The sequence below is a fragment of the Flavobacterium sp. DSR3-2 genome (genome assembly GCF_049896525.1).
Taxonomy (GTDB): domain Bacteria; phylum Bacteroidota; class Bacteroidia; order Flavobacteriales; family Flavobacteriaceae; genus Flavobacterium.
The window spans coordinates 77,584-102,845 of sequence record NZ_JAFCUM010000009.1 but is presented as its reverse complement, the minus strand read 5'-3'; the positions used below and the strand labels follow the sequence as shown (position 1 = coordinate 102,845).

Sequence of the window (25,262 nt, the reverse complement as noted above, 5' to 3'; positions counted from 1 at the left end):
TATTATGGTAAAAGATTTATTCGAAAGGATTCAAAACAATAAAGGACCATTAGGAAAATGGGCTTCACAAGCAGAAGGTTATTTTGTTTTTCCTAAATTAGAAGGTGAGTTGGGTCCAAGAATGCAGTTTGGTGGAAAAGATATTTTGAATTGGAGTTTGAATGACTATTTAGGTCTTGCTAATCATCCCGAAGTGCGTCAGGCAGATACGGAAGCAGCAGCACAGTATGGCGCCGCTTACCCAATGGGAGCGCGTATGATGAGTGGTCACACTAAATATCATGAGCAATTAGAGAATGAATTGGCAGCTTTTGTAATGAAAGAATCGGCATATTTGTTGAATTTTGGATATCAGGGAATTATGTCAACAATTGACGCTTTGGTTACAAAAAATGATGTAATTGTGTATGATGTTGATGCTCATGCTTGTATTATTGATGGCGTTCGTTTGCATATGGGGAAACGTTTTACATACCGTCACAATGATCTTGCAAGCATGGAAAAAAACTTGGAGCGTGCGACAAAATTAGCGGAAGTTACAGGAGGAGGAATTCTTTTTATTACCGAAGGTGTTTTTGGAATGCGTGGACAACAAGGAAAATTGAAGGAAATTGTTGCCATGAAAGAAAGATATAATTTTCGTTTGCTGGTTGATGATGCACATGGTTTTGGAACACTTGGAAAAACAGGTGCCGGAGCAGGAGAAGAGCAAGGTTGTCAGGACGGAATTGATATTTATTTCTCAACTTTTGCGAAATCGATGGCAAATATTGGTGCTTTTATAGCCGCAGACAAAGACATAATTGATTATTTAAAATACAATTTGCGTTCTCAAATGTTTGCTAAAGCATTGCCAATGATACAAACAATTGGTTCTTTAAAACGATTAGAACTGTTGCGTAATCACCCGGAATTAAAAGATAAATTGTGGGAAAATGTAAATGCGTTGCAAAACGGATTGAGAGAGCGTAATTTTAATATAGGTGACACCAATACCTGCGTAACTCCAGTATATCTTGAAGGAAGTGTACCGGAAGCAATGATTATGGTAAACGATTTACGAGAAAACTACGGCATTTTCTTATCGATTGTAATTTATCCTGTGATTCCAAAAGGGATTATCTTGTTGCGAATGATTCCTACAACGTCTCATACTTTATCAGATGTTGATGAAACACTAACTGCTTTTGAAGCGATTCGTGAGAAACTAGAAAATGGGACATACAAAGAAATTGCAAGTAGAACTACAGTCGATTTAGATGCATAATTAAGTAATTAAGTTTTTACATATAAATCCATCATTTTTCGGAATGATGGATTTTTTTGTATTTTATTGTGTCAGGAATTAGTATATTTATTAAACTAAATTGAAAATATATGAAAAAAGTAATATTATTGGGTGTCGTTTTTATTAGTGTTTTTGTTTCTTGTAAAAAAGGAATGAAAACGGAAGAATCTCCTGCTGTTTTAGAAAAAATTGTTGTTGAAGAACCTGAATCTAAAGAGTGTTATCGAGCAATTCTTAAAAAAGACACTGTTTCATTGACTTTAAATGTAAAAAACGGTCAGCTTGCTTCGGGAAATTTAAGCTATAATTTTTTTGAAAAAGATAAAAATGCAGGAACACTTGTAGGAGAATTTAAAGGAGACACGCTTTATGCGGATTATACTTTCATGTCCGAAGGTATTTCGTCAGTTCGCAAAGTTGCTTTCTTAAAAAAAGACGATTCTTATGTCGAAGGTTTTGGAGACGTGATTGATGACAATAAAGGGAAAGTAACTTTTAAAGATAAAAAACAATTACAATTTGATGGAAATGTTCTGTTGTCAAAAGTGGATTGTAAAATGTGATTTTATTAAAAACATGTATTATTTAAAACTAAAAAATCCATCAGCATGACGTTGATGGATTTTTAGTTTTATTATAAAATGGAATTCACTTACAACTCTTTTCTATAAGTACACCTGCGTTTGTGAATTTGAGGATCAAAATGTTTCCACAAATTGATGCTTGCGGCGTTATCAACTAATTCAGGAGTTCTGAAACAATTGACAATACCTTTTTCTTTGAAAGTTTCGTAGTATTCTTTGAATATAATGGCCGTGACCGCTTTGTTTTGGTATTCAGGCAACACACCAATAAGGTAGAAAATGACGTCCTTACTTCGTTTTTTTGCTTTGAGCAAATGAAGAAATCCAAATGGGAATAATTTCCCTTTTGCTTTTTGTATCGCCTCAGAAAAAGAGGGCATTACAATACTGAAAGCAACGATATTATGGTTTTTGTCTTCCACGAATTTGATAAATTCAGGATTGATGAAACTTATGTATTTTTTCTTGAAATATTCTTTTTCTGTATCTGAAATAGCTACAAACGAAGATAACGAAGCATAAGACTTATTGAATAAATCAAACATTTTATCCACGTGCGGCATTACTTCTTTGGTCGTTTTAAAATTAAGCGGACTTAATTGATACCTTCTTTTGACCAAATCATTTGCTTTTTCAAAAAATTCAGGCTTTACGTTTACAAAAGGAAATTTACTTTCAATATATTCTTTCTCTTTTACGTATCCCAATTGTTCGAAATGAGTGGCATAATATGGATTATTGTACCAAGTAATCATCGTTCCTATTTCATCAAAACCTTCGGTAAGTACGCCCACTTTATCCAGATTTGAAAAACCCATAGGTCCTTCAACATATTCTAAATTGTTTTGTCGACCTAATTCATATACTTTTTCTAAAAGTGCTTCAGTCACCTTTACATCATCAATCACGTCAAACCATCCAAAACGAACTTTCATTTTTTGTTGGTCTTTTACCTCGCTCCAATTGATGATTGCGGCAATTCGGCCTACAGTTTTGTTATTTCTTTTGGCAATATAAAAATATGCTTCAGCAGTTTCAAAAGCAGGATTTTTAGTTTTATCAAATCCTTCCAGTTCCTCACCAATTAATGGCGGAACCCAATTCTTATTGTTTTTATATAAAGAAAAAGGGAATTTTACAAATTCAGTTAATTCACTTTTAGTTTTTGCTTCTTGTATTGTAATCATTCTGTTTTTTAAATTCTGTGATTATCCTTTTTTTGTCTTTTTTGCTCTTTTTTCCGCTTTCTTTCCTGAGTCCCCTGAGTCATTGTTTATGCGCACTTCCTGATAATTGGCGTCATAACGCCAGGAAAAACCAATTCCGCCATAGAGGGCAGATGGAGTGTCTTTCAGACTTGTAGCAATCGAAGCGTCAATTTGCATGTCTTTATTTAATAAATAAGCGGCGCCTCCGCGAACAATGGCATCGCTATAAAAATCACTTTTAAATCCTTGGTTTTCCAAAAATCCGGACCATTTATCATTAAATCCTCGGGTTAAAGTCAATACATAACCATAACTAGGAAAATCAGTTGTTACATAATCAGCTATTATATTGGTTACAAAAACCCATCTACCGTCACCCAGATGGTTTTGGGTTATCAGTATTATCTTTGGGGAAATGCTGGATTCTGAAGAAAAAGAATACGGATTGTCCGCCATAGTGAAATTTGCTCCTGCAAAAACAGAAACGGCAGGTACCAGTTGACGCCAATTAAAAGCTCTGTTGGCTTTCCAGCTATAAATATTCACCTTTTTCTCGTAATTTTTGAAAGGATCGTAAATTAAATATTTGGCTCCCAAAACAGTTTGTTTGAAGTCGGCTCTTTTCGAGCTATTGAACAAGGTGGTATATTTCTCGTTCTGGTATTGTATGTCAGCTATCAATTCAAGTTTTTCCATGAACATTCCCCATCGTAAGGTGGCATCAACACCAAAACCATTGGCATCATAATTCAACAAACTATGGTTTTGTTTGATTCCGTAAACGCCTGTTTCTATTTGGATTACTGATTTTCCAACTGCAAAAGCCGACATGGTTTCGCCTGGTCTGTTAGAATTTATTTGATCCGTATGCTGACTGTAATGAATACTTGGAAACATTGCAATAGCTGCGATAAGTATGATTTTGATTTTGGACATATTATTTTTTTTGAGTTAAAAAGTAATAACGCTTTTCAAATGTACTATATTTTATTATTTATTTAAGAATGATATTTTTATTTTGTCCCGAACTTTCGAGATGAATTTATTAATTTTGGAAAAAATTACACTTCTATGCAAACAGCTTCATTTACGGGTTTTATAAAAGCACTATTTTACATGATTGCTTTCTACTATATTTTCAGATTTTTAGCAAAATTATTTTTGCCTTTAATAGTTAAAAAAGTAGTTCAAAAAGCGGGCGAAAGTATGCAGAAACAACAAAAGCATGAGGAAGACAGCACGTGGAAAAAAACACAAAGTAAGGATGATGTAACATACAATTCAGTAAACACTAAAAATCCCCGCGAAACCAAAAAAGTGGGAGACTATGTTGATTACGAAGAAATAGATTAAATTTGTCATTATTAACAAGCTTTTTACTCTAATCCAAACTTTTTTAAATTGAAAATAATAAATAGGTTCTATCCACACGCCCTTGCCATACTTGGTTTTGTACTTGTTTCTACACTCTATTTTTATCCTGTATTACAAGGAAAACAAATTTTCCAGTCTGATATTGTACAGTATACCGGAATGGCCAAAGAGCAAAATGACTTTAGAGGCACGGATCATGTAGAACCTTATTGGACTAATTCAGCTTTCGGCGGAATGCCAACGTATCAATTAGGAGCAAAATACCCACACGATTACATTGGCGCTATTGATGATGCATTGCGTTTTTTACCGCGACCTGCGGATTATTTATTTTTATATTTTTTAGGATTTTACGGTTTGATGCTGGTGTTAAAAGTCGATCCTTTGAAAGCCTTTTTTGGAGCATTAGCTTTTGGTTTATCTACCTATTTGATCATTATTTTGGGCGTTGGCCATAATGCCAAAGCGCATGCGATTGCTTACATGCCACTTGTTATTGCCGGGTTTATTCTGGTCTTTCAAAAAAAATATATTCTGGGAGGTTTGATTACGCTTTTTGCAACAGCGTTAGAAATCAATGCGAATCACTTCCAAATGACCTATTACTTATTGATTTTCTTATTAATTCTTTCTGCTTATTTTATCTATCAGCTAGTAAAAGAAAAGGAATATAAATCAATGTTGTATTCTTTCGGGACATTGGCGGTAGCCGGAATTTTTGCTCTTGGTGCGAATGCGACTAATTTATTGGCAACAGCTGAATATGCGGATTTCAGTACGCGTGGAAAAAGCGAATTAAGTTTTAATCCTGATGGTTCAAAAAATACAAACAGCAGTGCGCTGACGCATGATTACATTACGGAATACAGTTATGGAATTACTGAAAGTTTTAATTTGATTGCACCGCGACTTTTTGGTGGGTCAAATAATGAGGCCGTTGGGAAAGATAGTAATATGTATGAATTCATGATTGGTCAAGGCGTGCCGGAAGATCAGGCAACTGATTTTGTTTCTGGAATGCCAACGTATTGGGGCGATCAGCCTATTGTAGCGGCTCCTGCCTATATAGGTGTGGTGGTTTTCTTTTTAGCAATAATGGCTTTGTTCATAGATAAACGTAAAATAAAGTATGTATTCCTATGCGGTTCAATAATAGCGTTAGTGCTTTCATGGGGAAAAAATTTCCCAGTATTGACGGACTTTTTCATTGATTATGTTCCGATGTACAATAAATTCAGAGCAGTTTCCTCCATACAAGTTATTCTTGAGTTGTGTTTCCCTGTTTTGGCGATTATGGGGTTGCAGTCTTTCTTTCAATTGGATAAAAAATTACAGTGGAAGGCTTTATATGAAACTGGAATTTTAAGCCTCGGAATTATTGTAATATTGTTTTTGAGCAAAAGTATGTTCAGTTTTTCTGGCGGAAATGATGCTTATTTTCAACAAACCTACGGTCCGGATTTTGTAAATGCATTGAAACAGGACAGGATGAGTTTGTATAGCGCTGATTTATTGCGCTCTGCTTTCTTTATCTTACTAACTACGGGAGTTTTTTGGTTATCGATTAAAGATAGATTTGCCCAAAATACGGCTATTATAATCGTGGGATTATTGATGGTCTCCGATTTGTTTTTCGTGGATAAAAATTATGTTTCGGGAAAAGATTTCGTTAACGGAAGAGAAGTAGAAGTTCCTTTTCAAGAATCTCCTTCGGATGTTGAGATTCTTAAAGATACCACACATTATAGAGTTTTCGAAGTCTCTGGGAATTTATCCAGTGCCAGAGCTTCCTATTTTCATAAATCAATTGGAGGTTATAGTGCAGTAAAACCGCGAAGGATACAGCAGTTATTTGACTACCAAATTGCTAACAACAACATGGAAGTATTGAATATGCTCGATGTAAAATATGTAATTCAAACTGATAAAGAAGGCAAAGAATTTCCAACTTCAAATCCTAATGCTAATGGAAATGCATGGTTTGTAAGTCAAGTAAAATTAGTGAGTTCTGCTGATGAAGAGATGAAAGCGTTAGATAGTTTAGATTCTAAGAATGTGGCAGTCGTAAATAGTAAAGATTTTGAATTAAAAAAGACGGCTTTTGCCAATGACAGCGCAGCGACTGTAACTTTAGAAAACTACAAACCCAATTATTTGAAGTACAAATCTGAAAACGCAAATGAAGGTTTAGCCGTTTTCTCCGAAATGTATTATGGAAAAGGTTGGAATGCGTATATTGACGGTAGAAAATCAGATCATATTAGAGTTGATTACGTTTTAAGGGGATTGCAAATTCCAGCTGGAAAACACTCGATAGAATTCAAGTTTGAGCCACAAGTCGTTAAAACCGGAAGTACAATAACGTTGATTAGTTCCATAGGGATACTATTGCTTTTGATTGGGGGAATTTATTTTGAAAGGAAGAAAAAGGCGTTAGCTGTCTGATATTTATTTGTAAATTTGATCTAATAAATTTCGAATACATTCTAAATTTTTAAAGCAATGGGTAAAGTCAAATTAAATCACGCACCTCCGTCAGTTATGGAGGCAAGATATATTGAAGAAACAAGACAATTGACTTATCAACAACGTTTTGAAAAACTGATGGCAATAATCGAACTTTCTTGCGTATTAAAATCGGCAAAAAAATATTCAAAATCAAAATAATTTGAAACGAATATGCATAAACAAATAATAGATGTTTGGAAGTATTTGTCAGAAAACAAAGTAAACTATCTAACCATCGGTGGATTTGCTGTAAACATTTATGGCTACGGAAGAAATACAGGAGATATTGATATTTTCATTGAAGATACGATTGCTAATCGTGAAAATTTGAGAAATGCTATTAAACAAATGGGATTAGGTGATTTTGAAAGTATTAAAACGATGCAATTCATTCCGGGTTGGACAGATTTCACTTTAAATATTAATTTTAGATTGGATATTATGACTTCCGTTAAAGGTCTAGAAAATAAGCCTTTCGTAGTACTTTTAGAAAAAGCAAATATCATAGATATAGATGGAATTCCGGTTTTTTTTATTGATTACGATAATCTGATTATTGCCAAAAAAGCAGCCAACAGACTGAAAGACCAGCTCGATATTGAAGAGTTGGAGAAACTAAATAATAAAAATATTTGTTAAAAGTATGAAAGAATTATTCGGTTTAAAATCGTTTCAACAAATATTGTTTTTGCTCTTTTTTTTAGGTTTAACTATTGGAGTATTGTTTGGAATTTACCTATTTAGTCCTGACAAATTTAAATATTTTTCAATAATCCCATCTTTACCTGCTTTTTACATTATTTCAAAAGGACTATATAAAAACAGTAATTTGTTTTTTATGGATTTAAAATCAATTACTATAAAATCCTAACTTTGGAACCCAAGAAAATTTTAATAATTTCCTATTATTGGCCTCCTGCTGGAGGACCAGGAGTGCAACGTTGGCTTAAGTTTGTCAAGTATTTGCCAGATTTTGGCATTCAGCCGATTGTTTATATTCCGCAGAATCCAACATATCCTATTGTTGATCAAAACTTGGTAAAAGAAGTCTCGGAGAAAGCAATTATTCTGAAACAGAAGATTTTTGAACCGTACCAACTGGCGTCTTTTCTTTCAAAAAATAAAACAAAAAAAATCAGTTCAGGAATTATTCCAAATCAGAAAAAGCAATCTTTTCTGGATAAAACCTTTCTTTGGATTCGTGGAAATTTTTTTATTCCTGATGCGCGTGTTTTTTGGGTAAAACCATCGGTTGCTTTTTTGGAGAAATACATCGTTGACAATAATATTGATACAATTGTTACTTCGGGACCGCCACACAGTCTGCATCTTATTGGATTGGAATTAAAACAAAAATTAAATCTGAGATGGTTTGCTGATTTCCGTGATCCATGGACGACAATTGGCTATCACAAATCATTGCGATTGTCGAGTTTTGCTGCCAAAAAACACAAAGCTTTAGAACATCAGGTTTTAAATTCAGCCGATACCATTATTGTAACGAGCAAAACCACCAAAACCGAATTCCAGGAGATTACCACTAAACCTATTGCGGTAATAACGAATGGCTATGATAAGGAAGAAGTTGAAAAACAAACGCTGGATTCTAAATTTAGTTTAGCACACATCGGTTCTTTTTTGTCGGAAAGAAATCCTCTGATTTTATGGGAAAGTTTGGTTGAATTAATTCATGAGATTCCAGATTTCAAATCGCATTTCGAAATAAAACTAATCGGAGCGGTTAGTCAGGAAGTTTTAGAAACGTTAAATCAATTCGGGCTAAATACGTATTTGAATAATTTGGGTTATGTTTCCCATTCGGAAGCGATTGCGCACCAACGAAAGTCGCAGGTTTTGTTGCTTGTCGAAATTAATTCGGAAGATACTAAAAGCATTATTCCGGGAAAATTATTCGAGTACATGGTTTCAAACCGGCCTATTGTTGCCATAGGTCCCAAAGATTCAGATTTTGCTGAGATTATTACGAATACCAACACAGGTGTATTTTTTGATTATTCTGAGAAAGTGAAACTTAAAAGTGTAATTTTGGACTTTTATAATCAGTTTTTGAAAGGCAAATTACAATCAAATGGAGTTGGTTTACAAAATTATTCCAGAAGAAACCTAACGAAAGAATTGGTTGAATTGCTTAACAAAATGTAAATTAGAAAGTGAGGTCTCTCAATACTTCGCAATGATAAAATAATGGGAATAGTATTAAATCAGTCTTTAAAGAATACAATAATTACCTATTTGGGTTTTGGAATTGGTGCCATAAATACGCTGTATTTGTATCCTGTTTTTTTAGGAGATACTTATTATGCTGTAACAGGTTACATTCTTTCTTGTGCAAATGTAATCATGCCTTTATTTGCAATAGGGATGCAAAATACGTTAGTGAAATTTTATTCGCAATATGAGTCAGAAGAGGAAAAATCCAGATTTTTATCTTTCACCGTGTTGTTTCCTTTAGTTTTGTCTATTCCTTTAATATTGTTAGGATTACTTTTTTTTGATGATATTTTATTCTTTGTAACAAAGAAAAACCCGGTAGTTAAGGATTTCATTTGGCTTATTCCATTTGTAGGATTATGTATGGCTTATTTCGAAATTTTTTATGCTTGGGCCAAAGTTCACATGCATTCGGTTTTTGGTAATTTTGTTAAAGAGGTAGGATTGAGATTGTTTTCATTATTTGCGTTGATTGGCGTTTATTACAGATTGATAACAGTTGTGGAGTTCGTTTACGTGACTGCAGGAATTTACTTTTTGGCATTAATTATTACAATGGGTTATGCTTATTACATTAAAAAGCCTGATTTCCAATTTGCAATACCTTCTAATGTAAAAAATATAATGGAGTATACTTTTTATATTATTTTATCAGGTAGTGTAGCTAATTTGCTGTTGGATGGGGATAAAATTATGCTTAACCAATACATGATTATTGAGAATATAGCGTATTACTCCGTTGCTACTTATATTGCTTTGGTTATTTCTGTTCCAAGTCGCGCGATGCACCAAATTGTCTATCCCATTACAGCACGACTGATGCACGATAACAAATTTGAGGAATTAAATGTTTTGTATAAAAAGACATCCATTAATTTACAAGTCGTGGGTGGATTTGTAATGTTGGGTATATTTGTTAATATCAATCAGTTATATGAAATGGTTCCTAAAGAGTATAGCGGTGGTATTTTAGTTGTATTTATGATTGGATTATCTAAATATTTTGATTTAATATTAGGGAATAATAATGCGATAATTTTTAATACAAAATATTACAGAGCTGTGTTGTTCCTCGGTGTTTTTTTAGTTGCTTTAGCTATTGGGTTGAACGCGATTTTTATTCCTTTGTACGGGATTATGGGATCTGCGTTCGCAACATTATTATCAATAACTTTATATAGCATAGCCAAGTTGCTTTTTGTGGTGAAACGTTTGCATTTGTATCCATTTACAAAGCAAACATTGTATTCTCTGGGAATCACATTGCTATTGTTTCTTTTGTTTTATTTTTGGGAATTTCCTTTTGACCCTAAAATAGCAATAATATTAAAATCAGTTTTATTAACTATTTCTTACATTTACATTAATTATAAATTTGTTATTTCGGTCGAAATTAATCAAGCTATCGATGTTGTTTTGAAAAAGCTAAGATAAATTAGGAGCGTTTCTGTTGGATAATAAAAAAAAATAACTGTTTCATTTCCTATTACTTATCGAAAGTTACTTTAGCTTTTTTAACAAAAAGAAATCAAATATCACTAAAAGTGGGTATTGTGGAATTTTAAATTTACTATTATTTTTGCAAAGTCAGTTTTATTAAAGACAGCAAAAAAGTATTTAAATTTCAATGATAAGCATGAGTAGTAATAAAAGTACAAGCGATGATAATTTAATCAAATTTTTATCTATTATAGCCGATAAAACCAATGATGGGTTTGTAGTATTAGAGCGAAACGATAAGTTACCTTTTGTCGTTTTATTGAAAAAGAAAAAAAAGGTTGATCATGTTTTTAATTTTTGCATCTTTTGCGCTACTCTTGGACTTTGGTCTATAGCTTGGATTTACATTTCGCAAGTTTCATCAAAAGCTAAAAAGATTTTAATAGCAATTGATGAAGACGGAAATCCTTTTGAAGAAAAATGTTACATGGGATAATATTTATAATTTATCTTTCAAATATTTTCCCGTAACAGATTCTTTTATTTTTACAACTTGTTCCGGAGTTCCTACTGCAAGTAATTTGCCACCATTTTCCCCGCCCTCGGGACCTAAATCTATGATCCAGTCCGCGCACTTTATTAAATCAAGGTTGTGTTCGATAACAATAATCGAATGCCCTTTATCAATTAATGCATCGAAGGAAGCTATTAGTTTCTTGATGTCATGAAAGTGCAATCCAGTTGTAGGTTCGTCAAAAACAAATAAAGCTTTATCTTTTGTAGCTCCTTTTACCAGGAATGAAGCAAGCTTTATTCGCTGTGCTTCTCCTCCGGAAAGAGTAGAAGACGATTGTCCTAATTGCACATAACCCAAGCCCACATCTTGCAAAGGCTGCAATTTTTGAGTGATTTTAGTCTGTTTATTTGCTATAAAAAAGGCAATAGCATCATCGATTGTCATCGTTAGTATATCGTGAATGTTTTTACCTTCAAAAGCGACTTCGAGAATTTCTTTCTTAAATCGTTTTCCGTTACAGGTTTCACACGGTAATTGTACATCAGCCATAAAAACCATTTCTACGTTTATAGAACCTTCTCCTTTGCAGGTTTCGCATCTTCCGCCATCAACATTAAAAGAAAAATGTTTGGCCTGATACCCTCTTATTTTTGATAGTTTTTCTTTGGCATACAATTCCCGAATGTCATCATACGCCTTAATGTAAGTCACAGGATTTGAACGGGAACTTCTTCCTATTGGGTTTTGATCAACGTATTCAATGTGTTTAATTTGCGAAAATGAACCTTTCATTTCTGTAAACTGTCCTGCTTTTTCACCTACGTTTTCCAATTTTTTTTGCATGGCCGGAAAAAGGATCTTCTTAACAAGAGTACTTTTTCCACTTCCAGAAACTCCTGTAATTACCGTCAATACATCCAGCGGAAAAGTAACATCAATATTTTGTAAATTATTTTCTCGTGCTCCTTTTATGTCGATAAAATTCTTAAATAATCTTCTTTTTTTAGGGACGGTAATTTCCAAATCACCATTTAGATATTTCGCTGTAAGTGAAGTCGATTTTAATATTTCGTCGTAGGTTCCCTGAGCGACTAAATTCCCGCCTAAAGTTCCGGCCTCCGGACCAATATCTATAATCATGTCAGCAGCTTTCATGATGTCTTCATCGTGTTCTACTACGATAACCGTATTTCCTAAATCCCGTAAGGAAAGTAATACTTTTATCAAGCGTTCTGTATCTTTTGGGTGTAACCCAATACTTGGCTCATCTAAAATATACATGGAACCAACTAAACTGCTTCCAAGCGAAGTTGCTAAATTAATACGTTGCGATTCTCCTCCGGAAAGTGTGGCTGAATTCCTGTTTAATGTCAGATAATCCAATCCTACTTCAGTTAGAAAAGACAAACGGTTGTTGATTTCCACCATTAGTCGTTTTGCAATTTGTTTTTCATAAACATCTAAATCAATGTTTTTAAAAAAAGTAACCAAATGTTTTATCGGTAAATCAACTAAATCAGAAACTGTTTTTTCATTAATTTTCACGTAGGAAGCTTCAATTCTTAAGCGTTTTCCTTTGCAGGAATGACATTTAGTTTTTCCTCTGTAACGCGAAAGCATCACTCTGTTTTGGATTTTATAATTCTTTTCTTCCAATTCTTTAAAGAAATCATTTAACCCCTGAAAATAGGTATTTCCATTCCAGATTAATTCTTTTTGGCCTTCAGATAATTGGTAATATGGTTTGTGTATTGGAAAGTCAAATTTGTACGCCTTATTTACCAGTTCGTCACGAAACCAACTCATGCTTTCTCCTCGCCAAGGGAAAATAGCATTTTCAAAAACGGATAATGTCGTATTTGGTATAACTAATTCGGCATCAATACCGATAATATTTCCATAACCTTCACAAACGGGACATGCTCCGTATGGATTATTAAAACTAAATAAATGAACGTTTGGTTCCAGAAATGTAATGCCGTCTAATTCAAAATTATTAGAGTAGGAATACTTTTTATCAGAGTTTAATTCTTGTAAATGGCAAATTCCTTTTCCTTCAAAAAAAGCAGTTTGAACCGCATCAGCAAGACGATTGTAAAACTCTTCTTCTGCGGAAGTGTCGTGATTAACCACTATTCGGTCGACGATTAAAAAGATTTCTTTTTTATCTAATGAGTCTGGTAAATCGTTTAAACGAATCATTTCATTATTTACCAATATTCGGGCAAATCCTTGTTGCAAAAGGACTTTTAGTTTGTCTTCCAATTTTCGTCCCTCTTCCAAATGAATAGGCGCGAGCAGTAACCATTTGCTATCCAATTCAAAATTTTTCACATCGGAAACGACATCAGTGACGGTATTTTTTTTGACTTCACGACCGGAAATTGGGGAATAAGTTCGTCCTATTCTGGCAAAAAGTAATTTTACGTAATCATATATTTCTGTTGAGGTTCCTACCGTTGACCGCGCGTTTGTCGTATTCACTTTTTGTTCGATAGCAATCGCAGGAGCAATTCCCTTAATATATTCTACTTTTGGTTTGTCCAATCGTCCAAGAAATTGTCTCGCATACGAAGATAAACTTTCTACATAACGGCGCTGTCCTTCGGCATATAAAGTATCGAAGGCCAAACTTGATTTTCCTGAACCCGAAAGTCCTGTGATAACCACTAATTTATTTCGGGGAATAGCAACATCAACATTTTTTAGGTTATGTACCTGTGCACCTTTTATGATGATATTTTTCCTTGGATCCAATTTCGAAAGGTCAACTTGCATAAAAATGATAATTTTTACAAAAGTAATCAATTTTCAACAGAGAAAAGGGAATGAACAACTCACAAATAATCATTAAAAGCACGGTTGAAAACTGATTTTTCTTCTGGTATAGTTTTTATTCATAAATAAGTGAAACTAAAATAAGCAGACCTTATTTTAGTTTTATTTTTATTAAAATTTTTAGATTAAATTAACTCTTTCTTAGGCATCGGCATGCTATTTGTGTGGTAAATGTGATAAACGAAGATAAATTTTAACAAATTTAAGTTTTGAAATGTTAATTTTTATTAATTTTACTTGCATGGTAAAATAATAATTAGTTAAATTTGAAAACTGAACAAACCTAAACACACTTTAGCCTATAATAAAAAACTACTTTTTAGAGAAAACTCTCCAATTTTAATTAAAAACTAAAAAGTATTATTATGGTTAATATACAACTCCCAGACGCGTCATTAGTTAAGGAATATGTCGCAGGTAATGAGGATGCCTTAGCTAAACTAATAAAGAGGCACGAGGGAAAAATATATGGATTTATTTATTCTAAAATCCCGGATAGAGATATTACCAACGATATTTTTCAAGATACCTTTATCAAAGTAATAAAAACCTTGAAGTCAAATTCTTACAATGAAGAAGGTAAATTTTTACCGTGGGTAATGCGTATATCCCATAATTTAGTAGTTGATCATTACCGAAAAACCAAAAAAATGCCAATGTTCAGAGAAACAGAGGAATTTTCAATTTTCTCTATTATGTCTGATAATTCCTTGACGATAGAAAATAAAATAATATCGGAACAAGTTCAAATGGATTTACAAAAGCTAATTGAAGGACTTCCTGCTGATCAAAAAGAAGTTTTAGTCATGAGAATGTATCAAGACATGAGTTTCAAGGAAATTTCGGAAATAACTGGAGTGAGTATTAATACTGCATTAGGAAGAATGCGTTATGCTTTGATGAATTTGAGAAAGGTAATTGATAAGCACCAAATTGTTTTAACCAATTAATAATATTTTGAAACTTGCTGCGTTGTAATGTAAAACAAATACATATTACTTTATGGCAAAAACTTACTCAAAAAAATCATTATTTTCTCAAGTAATGAAACCAAGTAAAGAAACAATTTCTTTTTTATTAGGCTATTCAAAAGCGTTAACCATAATAGAAATAGAAAATATAAGTTTTGAAATTATATCGAATTAGAATCTATATGATTCCAAAACAAATTAATTTTATTAGCCCAATTCGGTAATGAAAAAAAAACCACTGATTTTAAATAGAATTAGTGGTTTTTTTGTTTGTCTTCAGTTTATTTTTTATAATATGCATCGAGTACCGTTTTTCGGCCAATTGTTTTGGTAATACTATCCTTTTCTAAATCCCAGCCCCGAGCCTGAGAATATTGTCTTCCGTACCAAATAATCTGAAGATGCAGGTCATTCCAGATTTCTTCAGGAAAAATGCGTTTCGCATCTTTCTCCGTTTGAACTACGTTTTTTCCATTGGTTAAATTCCATCGATACATTAAGCGATGAATGTGTGTGTCAACAGGAAACGCAGGGACTCCAAAAGCTTGCGACATGACGACACTAGCCGTTTTATGTCCCACGGCAGGTAGTTCTTCCAGGAATTCAAAGCTTTGCGGGACTTTTCCATCGTGTTTATCAATTAATATATGAGACAAACCATGAATACCTTTTGATTTCATTGGAGATAAGCCACAAGGTCGAATGATTTCCTTTATTTCTTCCACAGACATTTTTATCATATCATACGGATTATCTGCTTTTGCGAAAAGTAAAGGCGTAATTTGATTCACGCGCACATCGGTACATTGGGCAGAAAGTAAAACCGCAATCAATAAAGTATAAGGATCTTTATGATCCAGTGGAACTGGAATTGTAGGATAAAGTTCTTTTAACGTATTTATAACAAAAGTTACACGTTCTTGTTTATTCATTATTAGTTAAATTTGATTTGCAAAGAAAAACAATTTCAATAGCAAAAGCAAAGTGCAACTTTAATTCAAATAAATAAAAAAATATAAATAATGACAACATTAAAAAAAGGAGACAAAGCCCCTAATTTTTCTGGTCTTGACCAAGAGGGAAAATTACATCAATTAGCAGATTACGCAGGAAAAAAACTGGTGGTTTTCTTTTATCCCAAAGCAAATACGCCAGGTTGCACAGCTGAAGCTTGTGATTTGAGAGACAATTTCGAACGTTTTCAAGCCAATAATTACGCATTGTTAGGCGTAAGTGCAGACAGCCAAAAAGCACAAGCTAAGTTTAAAGATAAGTATGAATTTCCTTTTCCATTACTTGCGGATGAAGATAAATCCATAATTCAGGCTTTTGGTGTTTGGGGACCTAAAAAATTCATGGGTAAAGAATATGACGGAATCCACAGAACTACATTTGTAATAGGCGAAAACGGAATTATTGATGAGGTGATAGCTGATGTAAAAACCAAAGCACATGCTGCGCAGATACTAAAATAAGCGTTCAGTTACTACTCGTTTCAAATTATGTTTTCATAAACTGAATTTAGATTAGAAAAGACAAAAGAAAGTCCAGAGTTGAGGTTAAAATTGACCGCAGTTCTGGACTTTTTTTATAACTTGAATCATAATTCAATCCTGATTTTGATGTTAATGAGAGTTAAAACTGATTATTGACTATTATCAATTAATTGCTTTCATTCAAGACTTTATTTGGATCAAATCCAAAAAGTCTGTGTTCTTTAATTATTTCTGCAATACCAGAAGGAAGCATTTGTTCCCAGCCCGGTTTTCCATGATTTATCATATTCAAGACTTCGCGGGAGAAAACCTCCAGAATCGTAGGGTCATAATCATCAATATCAACTACTTTTCCATTGAATTTAAAGAATTTATAGAGTTCTTTCATTCTTGGGTGTACTTTTAAATTCTCGGATGTAATAATTTCTCCATTTTCTCCGATCATTGGATATAAGAATACTTTCATATCACGATAAAATAATTTTCCAAAAGCTTCCAGAATTCCACCACTTAAATGACGGTAATATTTTTCGTCAAAGATATCTACTAAATTATTTACGCCCATGGCTAATCCCATTCTGGCTTTGGTATAATTAGCAAAATACTCAACCACTTTATAATATTCTTGAAAATTAGAAATCATAACTGTTTGTCCAAGAGAACAAAGTAACTCAGCTCGATCCATAAAATCCCTTTCGTCTATTTCTCCATCAGAACGCAAGTTGGATAATGTAATTTCAAAAACTACCAGTGTATTTTCGGCATTTACCTTATTTTCATTCAGGAACATTTTCAATGATTTCTCATACATGTCCATATTTACTTTTGTAACGGGACGGAAACTCCCTCTGAATGCAAGAATGTTTTTCTTATAAAGTATGGCTGCAGGAAGAATGTTTTTTCCATCAGGATTAAACATTACAGCATCAGTCATTCCATTTTTTACTAATTGTAAACTCATCAAACGATTGTCTACATCAGCAAAACGGGGCCCTGAGAAATTAATTGTATCTATTTCTAATTGGTCTTTGTCTAAATGATCATATAAATAACGCAATAATCGCTTAGGATCATTGTATTTGTAATACGCACCGTAAATCAAATTTACGCCAAGGATTCCCAGTGTTTCTTGTTGTAAACGAACATCAGTTTCTTTAAAGCGAATGTGAAGAATAATCTCGTTGTAATCCTCATCCGGTTCAATTTGATAACTGATTCCAACCCAGCCATGTCCTTTAAATTGTTTAGCGAAATCAATAGTAGCTACGGTATTGGCATAACTAAAAAACATTTTGTTGGGATGTTTTTCTCTGCTCAATCGTCGTTCTATAAGATTTACTTCATGAGAAAGCATTTTTTTTAATCGGCTTTCCGTTACGTATCGGCCGTCTTCTTCTATTCCATATACAGCATCACTGAAGTCTTTATCATAGGCTGACATTGCTTTTGCAATTGTACCTGAAGATCCACCAGATCTAAAAAAATGTCTTACAGTTTCCTGTCCTGCTCCAATTTCTGCAAAAGTTCCATAAATATTTTCGTTCAAATTGATACGGAGCGCTTTGTCTTTAGTAGAAGGAATTTGTTCGATGATTTTATCACCTTTTAATTTAATTTCTGTATCCATTTTCTTTTAATATGGCTAATATTTGTCAAAGTTAATGAATTAGGTTTCTAATGAAAGAGAATTAATCCTATTTTTGTAAACAAAATCAAGAAAGTTGAAGGTATATTTTTTAGGAACTGGTACGTCACAAGGGATTCCCGTTATTGGGAGTAATCATCCCGTATGCAAAAGCACTGATTTTAAAGACAAAAGACTACGCGTTTCTGTATGGATTTCTTGGGAAAATTATTCTTTTATTATCGATTGCGGACCTGATTTTAGACAGCAAATGCTTTCGTCTAATTGTCAAAAGGTGAACGGCATTCTTTTTACCCACGAACATTCAGATCATACTGCGGGAATTGATGATATTCGACCTTTTAATTTTAAACAAGGAGAAATACCAATTTATGCACACCAGCGAGTGATACATAATTTAAAAAAGCGTTTCGATTATGTTTTTGAAACGGTTAATAAATATCCCGGTTCCCCTTCCGTAAAAACTATTGAAGTTATTAACGACCAGCCATTTGCTATTGGAAACAAAACTGCTGTTCCAATAAATGTTATGCATGGAAATCTTCAGGTTTTTGGGTACCGAATTGATGATTTTGCTTATTTAACAGATGTGAAAACTATTGAAAAAACAGAAATAGCCAAGCTACAAAATTTAAAAGTTTTGGTTGTGAATGCGTTACGAGAAGAACGGCATGACACACATTTCAATTTGAAAGAAGCGTTAGATTTCATAACTTTGTTGCAGCCAGAAAAAGCGTATCTCACGCATATCAGTCATATAATGGGATATCATGAAGAGGTTCAAAAAAATCTTCCCGCAAATGTTTTTCTTGCCTACGATAATTTAGAAATTAAAATTTAATTTTATTAAAAATGAAACGATCATTATTCCTTTATCTCACTATTCTAGCTGTTCTTTCTTCAATTTTTACGTATATGTTTTTGAGTAAACAAGTAGCTTTCGAACAAAATAGATACAAAAAAATAACAACAAAGTTAAAGGACAGTTTAGCCTCGGTTACTAAAAAATTAGCGGATGCCAACTATTTTTCTTTGGAAAAAAATGAAAATGCGCAAAACTACTTTGATTCTGCAAGTTCTGAAAAAACAATCCAATACGAGAAATTAATTCCTTACGTCACTGAAAAATTATTAGATTTTAATTCCAACCCAAAAGGAAATCCTTACACTGGTCAAGATCAAATTGGTGCCAATAAATTTATTATCAATAAGGCAAAAATACTAAATCACAGATGGATTATTGCTGACTTTAGTGATGGTGAAATTTGGGGTGAGGTTTTATTAAAATATTTTGTAAATGCAGATGACAGTATTTCATTTGAAGTAAATCAATCCTTATTATACCAAAAATAAATATTCAGTCGCAGCTTTATGAAATTGTCAGTATTGAAAACTGCGACAGCTTACTGAATACTACTTTTCCTGAAGCCAATTTTTAAAGTCATAAAAATTTTGTGGAGCTACTCCATGACCCACAGGATATTCTTTGTATGTGATATTTATTCCTAAATTTTCTACTATTGCAGGTGTTTTTCTTGCCCATTCCACTGGGATTACTTGATCTACAGTTCCGTGTGAAGCAAATATTTTCAAGTTTGTAAAACTATTTTTAAGATAATCATCAGCCATAATCTCTAAATTCAAATATCCACTCAAAGCTACTACTTTCTGAACTTTTTCTGGGTATGAAAGTGCCACAGCATAACTTAGGATGGCGCCTTGGCTGAAGCTAACTAAAGCAATTAGTTTCTCATTAATTGGATAATTAGCAATTAGCTCATCAATAAATCCAGCGATTAAATCCCTTGAAACTTTAGCTTGTTCGTGGTCAGAAAATTTGTTTTCATCCGCATCGAAGTTGATTGCGTACCACGCAAAAGCACCATTTTGCATATCATAAGGCGCACGTGCCGAGATTATGTAATATTCTTCCGGAAGTTCAGTAGCAAATGAAAATAAATCATCTTCATTGCTGCCGTACCCGTGCAATAAAAGGATAAGCGGATTTTTGTCTAATTTTATTTTAGGTTCTCGTATTTTGTATTCTAAGGATAAGTTCATTGTAATTATGATATGTTTGATAACCATTTTTGATAATAAGTTCCCAGTAAAGGAACTGGTTTTGTTTCGCCTTTTATAGCAGTAGTAATTCCATAAGACCACAAAACAAAGACGAAAATCCACATTGGAGCCGAAATCAGCAAGCTGTCAAAATTGCTGATGATTAATCCCAATGATATAAAAGTTAACGTGAGTCCAAGTCCCTGGCGAATGTGAAAAGAAGCAAACTCATTTTTGTCTTCGGAGTTCATGGACATCGCTATAAAAACACCAATTCCTAAAATATAACTGGTTATGGCAGCGGTTTTTCCTGACTCTAAATTGTTATTATTATTATTATTATTATTATTATTATTATTATTATTATTATTATTATTATTCATTTTTTTCTGATAAAATTAATTTTCCTTGATTGATAATACCATAAACTTTTCCTTTCATTTCTGTTTGCAGAAATGCGGAGTTTTTTGATTTTGATAAAATTGATGATTTTGTGAAAATGCTTTCTGGTTCCGGATTAAACAAGGTAATATTTGCTTTAGACCCTTCACTAATCTTTTCTGTTTCGATACCAAAAGTTGTTTTTCCGGATGTCAATTTATCTATTACGATTTCTAAAGGTAAGACTGTCATCAAAGCACCAAAAGCACTTTCCAATCCAATTGTTCCATTTTTTGCACAATCAAATTCCATTTTCTTGTGTTCAATATCTATCGGATTATGGTCGGATGTAATCATATCGATCGTACCGTCTTTTATTCCTTTCAACAATGCTTTTCTATCAGTTTCAGTTCTAAGTGGCGGCGAAACTTTATAGCGGGTGTCAAAACCTTCCAGTTTTTCATCGGTTAAAACCAAATGATGCACTGCTACGCTACACGTTACATTAAGTCCATTGGCTTTAGCGTCTTTGATTAATTGAACTGATTTTTTAGTCGAAATTGTTGGAATGTGTAGTTTTCCGCCGGTATATTCTAACAAAAATAAATTTCTGGCAATTTGTAATTCTTCAGCAAGATTTGGAATTCCTTTTAGTCCTAATCGGGTAGAAACAATGCCTTCATTCGCCACTCCGTTTCCTTTTATATTTTCGTCTTGTGAAAAAGCGATGAGTAATCCATCAAAATCCTGAACGTATTGTAAAGCAATTTTTAGCAAATTAGCATTGTCTAAACTTTTATTATAATCTCCAAAGGCAATTGCTCCAGCTTTTTTCATATCATACAATTCAGCCATGTCTTTTCCTGCACTCTCTTTGCTCAAAGCGCCAATAGGGTAGAGTTGTGTTGCAAATCCTTGTGCTTTATTTAAAACAAAATTCACTTGGGATTGATTGTCAATAACAGGGAAGGAGTTGGGCTGTAATGCGATTGCCGTAAAACCGCTTTTGGCAGCTACATTAAGTCCGTTCGAAATGGTTTCTCTATCTTCAAAACCAGGTTCTCCAAGCGAAACGCTACTGTCAAACCAGCCTTGTGATACGTGAAGATTGTCAAGTTGTATTTCGTCTGCTTTATCTGGATTTGGAATCGAAGTTCCAATTTTTTTTATAAAACCATCAACAATTAAAATATCTAGAGTCTTGTTATGAAAGGGACTTTTCGAATCGATAATTTTGGCACCTCTGATAATTAATTTCATATATAGATAATATTTGTTTTTTTGATGGAATATGAAATTCGCAGAGATGTATTAACTCTTACGACCAATTGATGGTCATGCTTATTTCATATTAATTTTTTAATTATTGTACCTTCGTTAATTACTTTACGAATCGTATAATTGCCATTTCGGCTATTACAAATAACAGCGCAAAGATAATAAACCATTTCCAAATTTGATGATCAGTTCTGTCAGTTTGTAACGTGTCAAATAGCGATGAAATAGATTCGATTGTTTTATATTTCGAAAGAATATTTTCATTGGCTGAAGCCAAATCACTTTCAGTTCTGCTGTAATTGAAACTGATGTTTTCAATCCATTCTTTTTTATTGTAAATGCTGAAATTTCCGGCTTGTTCCGGATAATCATTGAAAGTCATTTTGACTTTATTATTCATAATTTGTTGGATAGGAATAAATTGTTCGTCCAAACCTTTTACAGTTAAAATAGCGTCTTTGTTTAATGATGCTTCTGTCAAATGCGGATTATTATTTCCTATTATCAAAGCATTTAACCCGTTGTTACGATTGTTCATCGCCATCTTGTAAAATGTAGGCACAATTAATGGCGATTGCTGGAAATTTGAATTTTCGATGTTGATAGGAGCTGCAAAAACAGCAACAGTTGAAACCGAATTTGCTATCGAAGTCAAAAAAATACTTTGATCTTCATAGGACAAAGCCGCAGGACTGGAACTGGATAATAAAAACGAACTTTTTGTCTTTGGATATTGGAAATTAGTCACTTTATTTTCAAAAACACCTGTAAATATAGGATGATTGAAGTTGATTTTAGTTATCAGCTTTTCTCTGTTTTCTAAAGAATTAAATTTTAGATTCCCAAAATTCGATACAAAAGAATTCATACTAGTGGTTGAAATTATTGCCGAAGGAATTACAATTAAATTACCGCCTTTTTCTACAAAAGATTTCAAAGTGGTAGCCAAAGCTTGCGGAATTTCATCCAATTCATTTAAAACAATCGCATCTTGTTCTTCCAAATTATTGTAATCTAACGCGCTTAAAGTATAATTGTTATAATTGAATTCTTCACTGGTGTAAATTCGGGAAAGGAAATTGCTTTTTGTCGGTTCTCCAATGCTGATTATGCTGGTTTTATTAGTTTTAGAAATACTAAAAAACAACGTATTGTCATAAGCCAATCCATTGTCAACTATAGAAAAATAGCCATGAAAAGCTTGTTTCGGAATCGTAAAATTTAGATTTTTTTTCTTGCTGTTTAATGGTACTATTGTCTTCGCAATGAGCTTGTTTTCATTGTATAAAGAAATTGGAATCGGCTTAAAATCATCTCCATAACCGGATATTTGGACACTGATTTCATAAAAATTGTCTAATGTTTTATTGATGAAAACACTATCAATAGAAACGTTGTTTTTTTGTTCTGCTTTTGGGATTATAAAGAAAAGAGAATTAGTAGCATCACTGTTTTTCAGTTGTTTTTCATTCAGACCTACAGCATCGGTAATGACAATGATATCTTTTTTAAAAGCTGATTTATGCGCTTTTAACTTCGCTAACATATTGTCTAATTGAAAAGGAGTAGCACTGTATTTTAGATTTTGCAAAGCACTACGAACAGACTTAATATCTGTGTTCCAATAATTTTCGGAAGTGGTGAGCAAAGAGAAATTCACGTTTTCCGGAGTTTCTTCGAGTAGTTCCTGAACGGCTCTTTTCAGCAATTCACCTTTTTTACCTTTGGCTTGCATGCTAAAAGAATTGTCCAAAATAATGTAAAGTTCATTACTGGCATTTTTGCTGTCTTTTGACTCAAAGAAAGGTTGTGCAAATGCTGTAATGATAAACGTTAGCAATAATAATCGGCAGGCGAGAAGTAGCCATCTCTTGATTTTAGAACTTTTTCTGGTTTGAATCGAAAGTGCTTTTAAGAAACGAACATTAGTGAAATATTCTTTTTTGAAACGGCGTAATTGAAATAAATGAACCAAAATTGGAACAATCAACAAGAACAGAAAGTAGAAAATTTCGGGATGTTTAAAATGCATTCTGAGCTTGAGTTTACTTCACTGAATTTGGTTTTCAATGGAATTCATTGAACTTCGTGAGTCAAAAATACAAATTTGTTGACAGTTTTAGATGAAGTTGTTAAAAATTTTCAAAGGAATAAACAATTGAAATTCTTTCTGAATATAATGTGTATTTTAGCTGTACAATAAAATTTAAAAACATGAAAAAACCATTTGCTGTTGTTCTATTAATTTTCATTTTTACAAGTGTTCAAGCACAAAAGAATAAATTTAATCTACTGATTGGAACCTATACCCAAAGCTGCGATAGTAAAGGAATTTATGTGTATGAATTTGATTCAAAGACAGGTGATTTCAGTTTTAAAAATGCGACTGAAAAGGTTATAAATCCAAGTTATTTGTCAGTTTCAAAAGATAATAATTTTGTTTATTCCGTGAATGAATTTGGGGCTGAAAGTACCGTAAGTTCTTTTAGTTATAATCCAGCAAGCGGAAAATTAGACTTAATTAACAAACAAAGTTCAAAAGGTGCTAATCCATGTTACATTATAAACGACGACAAAAATGTAATTGTTGCAAACTATTCTGGCGGGAACATCTCCGTTTTTAATAAAAACAACGACGGAAGTCTTGCTGAAGCAAAGCAAGTTATTCAACATTATGGAAAAGGAACTAATGCGCAAAGACAAGAAGGTCCTCATGTGCACATGGTTCATTTTTCTCCAGATAAAAAGTTTGTTTTGTCCAATGATTTAGGTAATGACAAATTATATTCATATGCTTACAATCCTAATGCTGCACGTACTGTTTTAGAAATTAAAGATACCATTTCAGTGAAGTCTGGAAGTGGACCGAGACATTTGACGTTCAGTAAAGACGGGAAATTTGTTTATCTATTACAAGAACTTGACGGAGCTTTAACCGTATTTAGGTACTCAAACGGAATATTAAAAAAGATTGATGAAACCACTGTTCTTGCAAAAGACTATAAAGGGAATTTTAGTGCTGCGGATATCCATATTTCGCCGGACGGAAAGTTTTTATATGCTTCTAATCGCGGGGAAGCCAATAACATTACAATTTTTAAAATTCAAAAAAACGGAAAATTACAATTGAATGGACAAACCAGCACTCTAGGAAAAGGACCTAGAAATTTTGCCATTGATCCAAGCGGCAATTTTCTTTTGGTAGCACATCAATTTACAAATGATATTGTAATTTTTAAGAGAAATAAAAAGACTGGTTTACTTACTGATACTAGTAAAAAGATTGCGTTGTGTTCTCCGGTTTGTTTGGTTTTCACAAAGAATTAAACTAAAAAATTCAATAATATTCATAGAAAAAGGGTTGGAAAATGATTTCTATTTTCCAACCCTTTTTTACTATTTATTTTTGTTTTAATCTTTTATCCTTCATGCTAAGCAAAA

At 33.0% G+C, this 25,262-nt stretch carries 24 protein-coding genes; 15 read left to right on the top strand and 9 right to left on the bottom strand.

The window, feature by feature from the left end; translation table 11 throughout:
* Positions 1-4 precede the first annotated feature (4 nt).
* Together ACP7AV_RS11725 and ACP7AV_RS11720 are read left to right on the top strand one after the other, a co-directional pair.
* The gene (locus ACP7AV_RS11725) at positions 5-1,267 is read left to right on the top strand and encodes an aminotransferase class I/II-fold pyridoxal phosphate-dependent enzyme (protein WP_426092101.1); all 1,263 of its coding nucleotides are present in this window, start codon (positions 5-7) and stop codon (positions 1,265-1,267) included.
* Positions 1,268-1,377: 110 nt separating this feature from the next.
* Complete coding sequence (locus ACP7AV_RS11720) at positions 1,378-1,851, top strand: hypothetical protein (protein ID WP_426092100.1); 474 nt, start codon at positions 1,378-1,380, stop codon at positions 1,849-1,851.
* An 89-nt stretch (positions 1,852-1,940) separates the two neighbouring features.
* Here the strand turns inward: ACP7AV_RS11720 and ACP7AV_RS11715 are convergent, their stop codons facing one another.
* Entirely contained in the window at positions 1,941-3,059 is a 1,119-nt protein-coding gene (locus ACP7AV_RS11715; RefSeq protein ID WP_426092099.1) for a GTP cyclohydrolase, read from the bottom strand.
* Positions 3,060-3,080: 21 nt separating this feature from the next.
* Positions 3,081-4,016, bottom strand: a complete 936-nt coding sequence (locus ACP7AV_RS11710; protein ID WP_426092098.1) for a transporter — start codon at positions 4,014-4,016, stop codon at positions 3,081-3,083.
* A 135-nt stretch (positions 4,017-4,151) separates the two neighbouring features.
* On the opposite strand from ACP7AV_RS11710, the gene ACP7AV_RS11705 reads away from it, so the two are divergent.
* The 7 genes from ACP7AV_RS11705 to ACP7AV_RS11675 all read left to right on the top strand — a co-directional run bounded on the left by ACP7AV_RS11705 (position 4,152) and on the right by ACP7AV_RS11675 (position 11,130).
* On the top strand, positions 4,152-4,433 hold the full coding sequence (locus tag ACP7AV_RS11705) for a DUF4834 family protein (RefSeq protein ID WP_426092097.1): 282 nt from the start codon (positions 4,152-4,154) through the stop codon (positions 4,431-4,433).
* Between the two features lie 48 nt (positions 4,434-4,481).
* Positions 4,482-6,899, top strand: coding sequence for a YfhO family protein (locus ACP7AV_RS11700; RefSeq protein ID WP_426092096.1), 2,418 nt, complete (start codon positions 4,482-4,484; stop codon positions 6,897-6,899).
* Positions 6,900-6,956: 57 nt separating this feature from the next.
* Entirely contained in the window at positions 6,957-7,121 is a 165-nt protein-coding gene (locus ACP7AV_RS11695; RefSeq protein WP_426092095.1) for a hypothetical protein, read from the top strand.
* Positions 7,122-7,133: 12 nt separating this feature from the next.
* Entirely contained in the window at positions 7,134-7,601 is a 468-nt protein-coding gene (locus tag ACP7AV_RS11690) for a nucleotidyltransferase (RefSeq protein ID WP_426092094.1), read from the top strand.
* Positions 7,602-7,835: 234 nt separating this feature from the next.
* Entirely contained in the window at positions 7,836-9,125 is a 1,290-nt protein-coding gene (locus ACP7AV_RS11685) for a glycosyltransferase family 4 protein (RefSeq protein ID WP_426092093.1), read from the top strand.
* 42 nt (positions 9,126-9,167) lie between these two features.
* The gene (locus ACP7AV_RS11680; RefSeq protein WP_426092092.1) at positions 9,168-10,628 is read left to right on the top strand and encodes a lipopolysaccharide biosynthesis protein; all 1,461 of its coding nucleotides are present in this window, start codon (positions 9,168-9,170) and stop codon (positions 10,626-10,628) included.
* 202 nt (positions 10,629-10,830) lie between these two features.
* Positions 10,831-11,130 carry a hypothetical protein gene (locus ACP7AV_RS11675; protein ID WP_426092091.1) on the top strand — a complete coding sequence of 100 codons (300 nt, stop codon included), beginning with the start codon at positions 10,831-10,833 and terminating at the stop codon, positions 11,128-11,130.
* Between the two features lie 3 nt (positions 11,131-11,133).
* Here the strand turns inward: ACP7AV_RS11675 and uvrA are convergent, their stop codons facing one another.
* A complete protein-coding gene (gene uvrA, locus ACP7AV_RS11670; RefSeq protein ID WP_426092090.1) occupies positions 11,134-13,929 on the bottom strand; it encodes an excinuclease ABC subunit UvrA in 2,796 nt (931 codons plus the stop codon).
* 425 nt (positions 13,930-14,354) lie between these two features.
* On the opposite strand from uvrA, the gene ACP7AV_RS11665 reads away from it, so the two are divergent.
* Positions 14,355-14,939, top strand: a complete 585-nt coding sequence (locus ACP7AV_RS11665; RefSeq protein WP_426092089.1) for an RNA polymerase sigma factor — start codon at positions 14,355-14,357, stop codon at positions 14,937-14,939.
* 52 nt (positions 14,940-14,991) lie between these two features.
* The gene (locus ACP7AV_RS11660) at positions 14,992-15,135 is read left to right on the top strand and encodes a hypothetical protein (protein WP_426064787.1); all 144 of its coding nucleotides are present in this window, start codon (positions 14,992-14,994) and stop codon (positions 15,133-15,135) included.
* Between the two features lie 106 nt (positions 15,136-15,241).
* Here ACP7AV_RS11660 and ACP7AV_RS11655 read toward each other — a convergent pair whose 3' ends face one another.
* Complete coding sequence (locus ACP7AV_RS11655) at positions 15,242-15,892, bottom strand: endonuclease III domain-containing protein (protein ID WP_426092088.1); 651 nt, start codon at positions 15,890-15,892, stop codon at positions 15,242-15,244.
* 90 nt (positions 15,893-15,982) lie between these two features.
* Between ACP7AV_RS11655 and bcp the strand changes: the two genes are divergently transcribed.
* Positions 15,983-16,435, top strand: a complete 453-nt coding sequence (gene bcp / locus ACP7AV_RS11650; protein ID WP_426092087.1) for a thioredoxin-dependent thiol peroxidase — start codon at positions 15,983-15,985, stop codon at positions 16,433-16,435.
* 187 nt (positions 16,436-16,622) lie between these two features.
* Here bcp and ACP7AV_RS11645 read toward each other — a convergent pair whose 3' ends face one another.
* The gene (locus tag ACP7AV_RS11645; protein WP_091205268.1) at positions 16,623-18,083 is read right to left on the bottom strand and encodes a TonB-dependent receptor; all 1,461 of its coding nucleotides are present in this window, start codon (positions 18,081-18,083) and stop codon (positions 16,623-16,625) included.
* A 94-nt stretch (positions 18,084-18,177) separates the two neighbouring features.
* On the opposite strand from ACP7AV_RS11645, the gene ACP7AV_RS11640 reads away from it, so the two are divergent.
* Entirely contained in the window at positions 18,178-18,942 is a 765-nt protein-coding gene (locus ACP7AV_RS11640; RefSeq protein ID WP_426092086.1) for an MBL fold metallo-hydrolase, read from the top strand.
* Between the two features lie 11 nt (positions 18,943-18,953).
* A complete protein-coding gene (locus ACP7AV_RS11635) occupies positions 18,954-19,454 on the top strand; it encodes a hypothetical protein (RefSeq protein WP_426092085.1) in 501 nt (166 codons plus the stop codon).
* Positions 19,455-19,514: 60 nt separating this feature from the next.
* On the opposite strand, the gene ACP7AV_RS11630 is transcribed toward ACP7AV_RS11635, so the two are convergent.
* The 4 genes from ACP7AV_RS11630 to ACP7AV_RS11615 all read right to left on the bottom strand — a co-directional run bounded on the left by ACP7AV_RS11630 (position 19,515) and on the right by ACP7AV_RS11615 (position 23,853).
* On the bottom strand, positions 19,515-20,162 hold the full coding sequence (locus tag ACP7AV_RS11630; protein WP_426092084.1) for an alpha/beta hydrolase: 648 nt from the start codon (positions 20,160-20,162) through the stop codon (positions 19,515-19,517).
* Positions 20,163-20,167: 5 nt separating this feature from the next.
* The gene (locus tag ACP7AV_RS11625; protein WP_426092083.1) at positions 20,168-20,545 is read right to left on the bottom strand and encodes a hypothetical protein; all 378 of its coding nucleotides are present in this window, start codon (positions 20,543-20,545) and stop codon (positions 20,168-20,170) included.
* Positions 20,538-21,803: a dihydroorotase gene (locus ACP7AV_RS11620; protein WP_426092082.1), complete on the bottom strand. Its 1,266-nt coding sequence runs from the start codon at positions 21,801-21,803 to the stop codon at positions 20,538-20,540. The genes ACP7AV_RS11625 and ACP7AV_RS11620 overlap by 8 nt, the downstream gene beginning before the upstream one ends.
* Positions 21,804-21,924: 121 nt before the next feature.
* Entirely contained in the window at positions 21,925-23,853 is a 1,929-nt protein-coding gene (locus tag ACP7AV_RS11615; RefSeq protein WP_426092081.1) for a BatA domain-containing protein, read from the bottom strand.
* A gap of 182 nt (positions 23,854-24,035) precedes the next feature.
* On the opposite strand from ACP7AV_RS11615, the gene ACP7AV_RS11610 reads away from it, so the two are divergent.
* Complete coding sequence (locus tag ACP7AV_RS11610) at positions 24,036-25,148, top strand: lactonase family protein (protein ID WP_426092080.1); 1,113 nt, start codon at positions 24,036-24,038, stop codon at positions 25,146-25,148.
* Positions 25,149-25,262: the final 114 nt, after the last annotated feature.

Excerpts from the sequence above, each read along its gene's own strand:
- ACP7AV_RS11695 (WP_426092095.1), top strand. The coding sequence starts at position 6,957 with ATGGGTAAAGTCAAATTAAATCACGCACCTCCGTCAGTTATGGAGGCA.
- ACP7AV_RS11625 (WP_426092083.1), bottom strand. The coding sequence starts at position 20,545 with ATGAATAATAATAATAATAATAATAATAATAATAATAATAATAATAAT.
- uvrA (WP_426092090.1), bottom strand. The coding sequence starts at position 13,929 with ATGCAAGTTGACCTTTCGAAATTGGATCCAAGGAAAAATATCATCATA.
- ACP7AV_RS11690 (WP_426092094.1), top strand. The coding sequence starts at position 7,134 with ATGCATAAACAAATAATAGATGTTTGGAAGTATTTGTCAGAAAACAAA.
- ACP7AV_RS11705 (WP_426092097.1), top strand. The coding sequence starts at position 4,152 with ATGCAAACAGCTTCATTTACGGGTTTTATAAAAGCACTATTTTACATG.
- ACP7AV_RS11630 (WP_426092084.1), bottom strand. The coding sequence starts at position 20,162 with ATGAACTTATCCTTAGAATACAAAATACGAGAACCTAAAATAAAATTA.
- ACP7AV_RS11715 (WP_426092099.1), bottom strand. The coding sequence starts at position 3,059 with ATGATTACAATACAAGAAGCAAAAACTAAAAGTGAATTAACTGAATTT.
- ACP7AV_RS11720 (WP_426092100.1), top strand. The coding sequence starts at position 1,378 with ATGAAAAAAGTAATATTATTGGGTGTCGTTTTTATTAGTGTTTTTGTT.
- ACP7AV_RS11665 (WP_426092089.1), top strand. The coding sequence starts at position 14,355 with ATGGTTAATATACAACTCCCAGACGCGTCATTAGTTAAGGAATATGTC.
- ACP7AV_RS11725 (WP_426092101.1), top strand. The coding sequence starts at position 5 with ATGGTAAAAGATTTATTCGAAAGGATTCAAAACAATAAAGGACCATTA.
- ACP7AV_RS11660 (WP_426064787.1), top strand. The coding sequence starts at position 14,992 with ATGGCAAAAACTTACTCAAAAAAATCATTATTTTCTCAAGTAATGAAA.
- ACP7AV_RS11675 (WP_426092091.1), top strand. The coding sequence starts at position 10,831 with ATGAGTAGTAATAAAAGTACAAGCGATGATAATTTAATCAAATTTTTA.
- ACP7AV_RS11680 (WP_426092092.1), top strand. The coding sequence starts at position 9,168 with ATGGGAATAGTATTAAATCAGTCTTTAAAGAATACAATAATTACCTAT.
- ACP7AV_RS11645 (WP_091205268.1), bottom strand. The coding sequence starts at position 18,083 with ATGGATACAGAAATTAAATTAAAAGGTGATAAAATCATCGAACAAATT.
- ACP7AV_RS11615 (WP_426092081.1), bottom strand. The coding sequence starts at position 23,853 with ATGCATTTTAAACATCCCGAAATTTTCTACTTTCTGTTCTTGTTGATT.
- ACP7AV_RS11655 (WP_426092088.1), bottom strand. The coding sequence starts at position 15,892 with ATGAATAAACAAGAACGTGTAACTTTTGTTATAAATACGTTAAAAGAA.
- ACP7AV_RS11710 (WP_426092098.1), bottom strand. The coding sequence starts at position 4,016 with ATGTCCAAAATCAAAATCATACTTATCGCAGCTATTGCAATGTTTCCA.
- ACP7AV_RS11620 (WP_426092082.1), bottom strand. The coding sequence starts at position 21,803 with ATGAAATTAATTATCAGAGGTGCCAAAATTATCGATTCGAAAAGTCCC.
- ACP7AV_RS11610 (WP_426092080.1), top strand. The coding sequence starts at position 24,036 with ATGAAAAAACCATTTGCTGTTGTTCTATTAATTTTCATTTTTACAAGT.
- bcp (WP_426092087.1), top strand. The coding sequence starts at position 15,983 with ATGACAACATTAAAAAAAGGAGACAAAGCCCCTAATTTTTCTGGTCTT.
- ACP7AV_RS11635 (WP_426092085.1), top strand. The coding sequence starts at position 18,954 with ATGAAACGATCATTATTCCTTTATCTCACTATTCTAGCTGTTCTTTCT.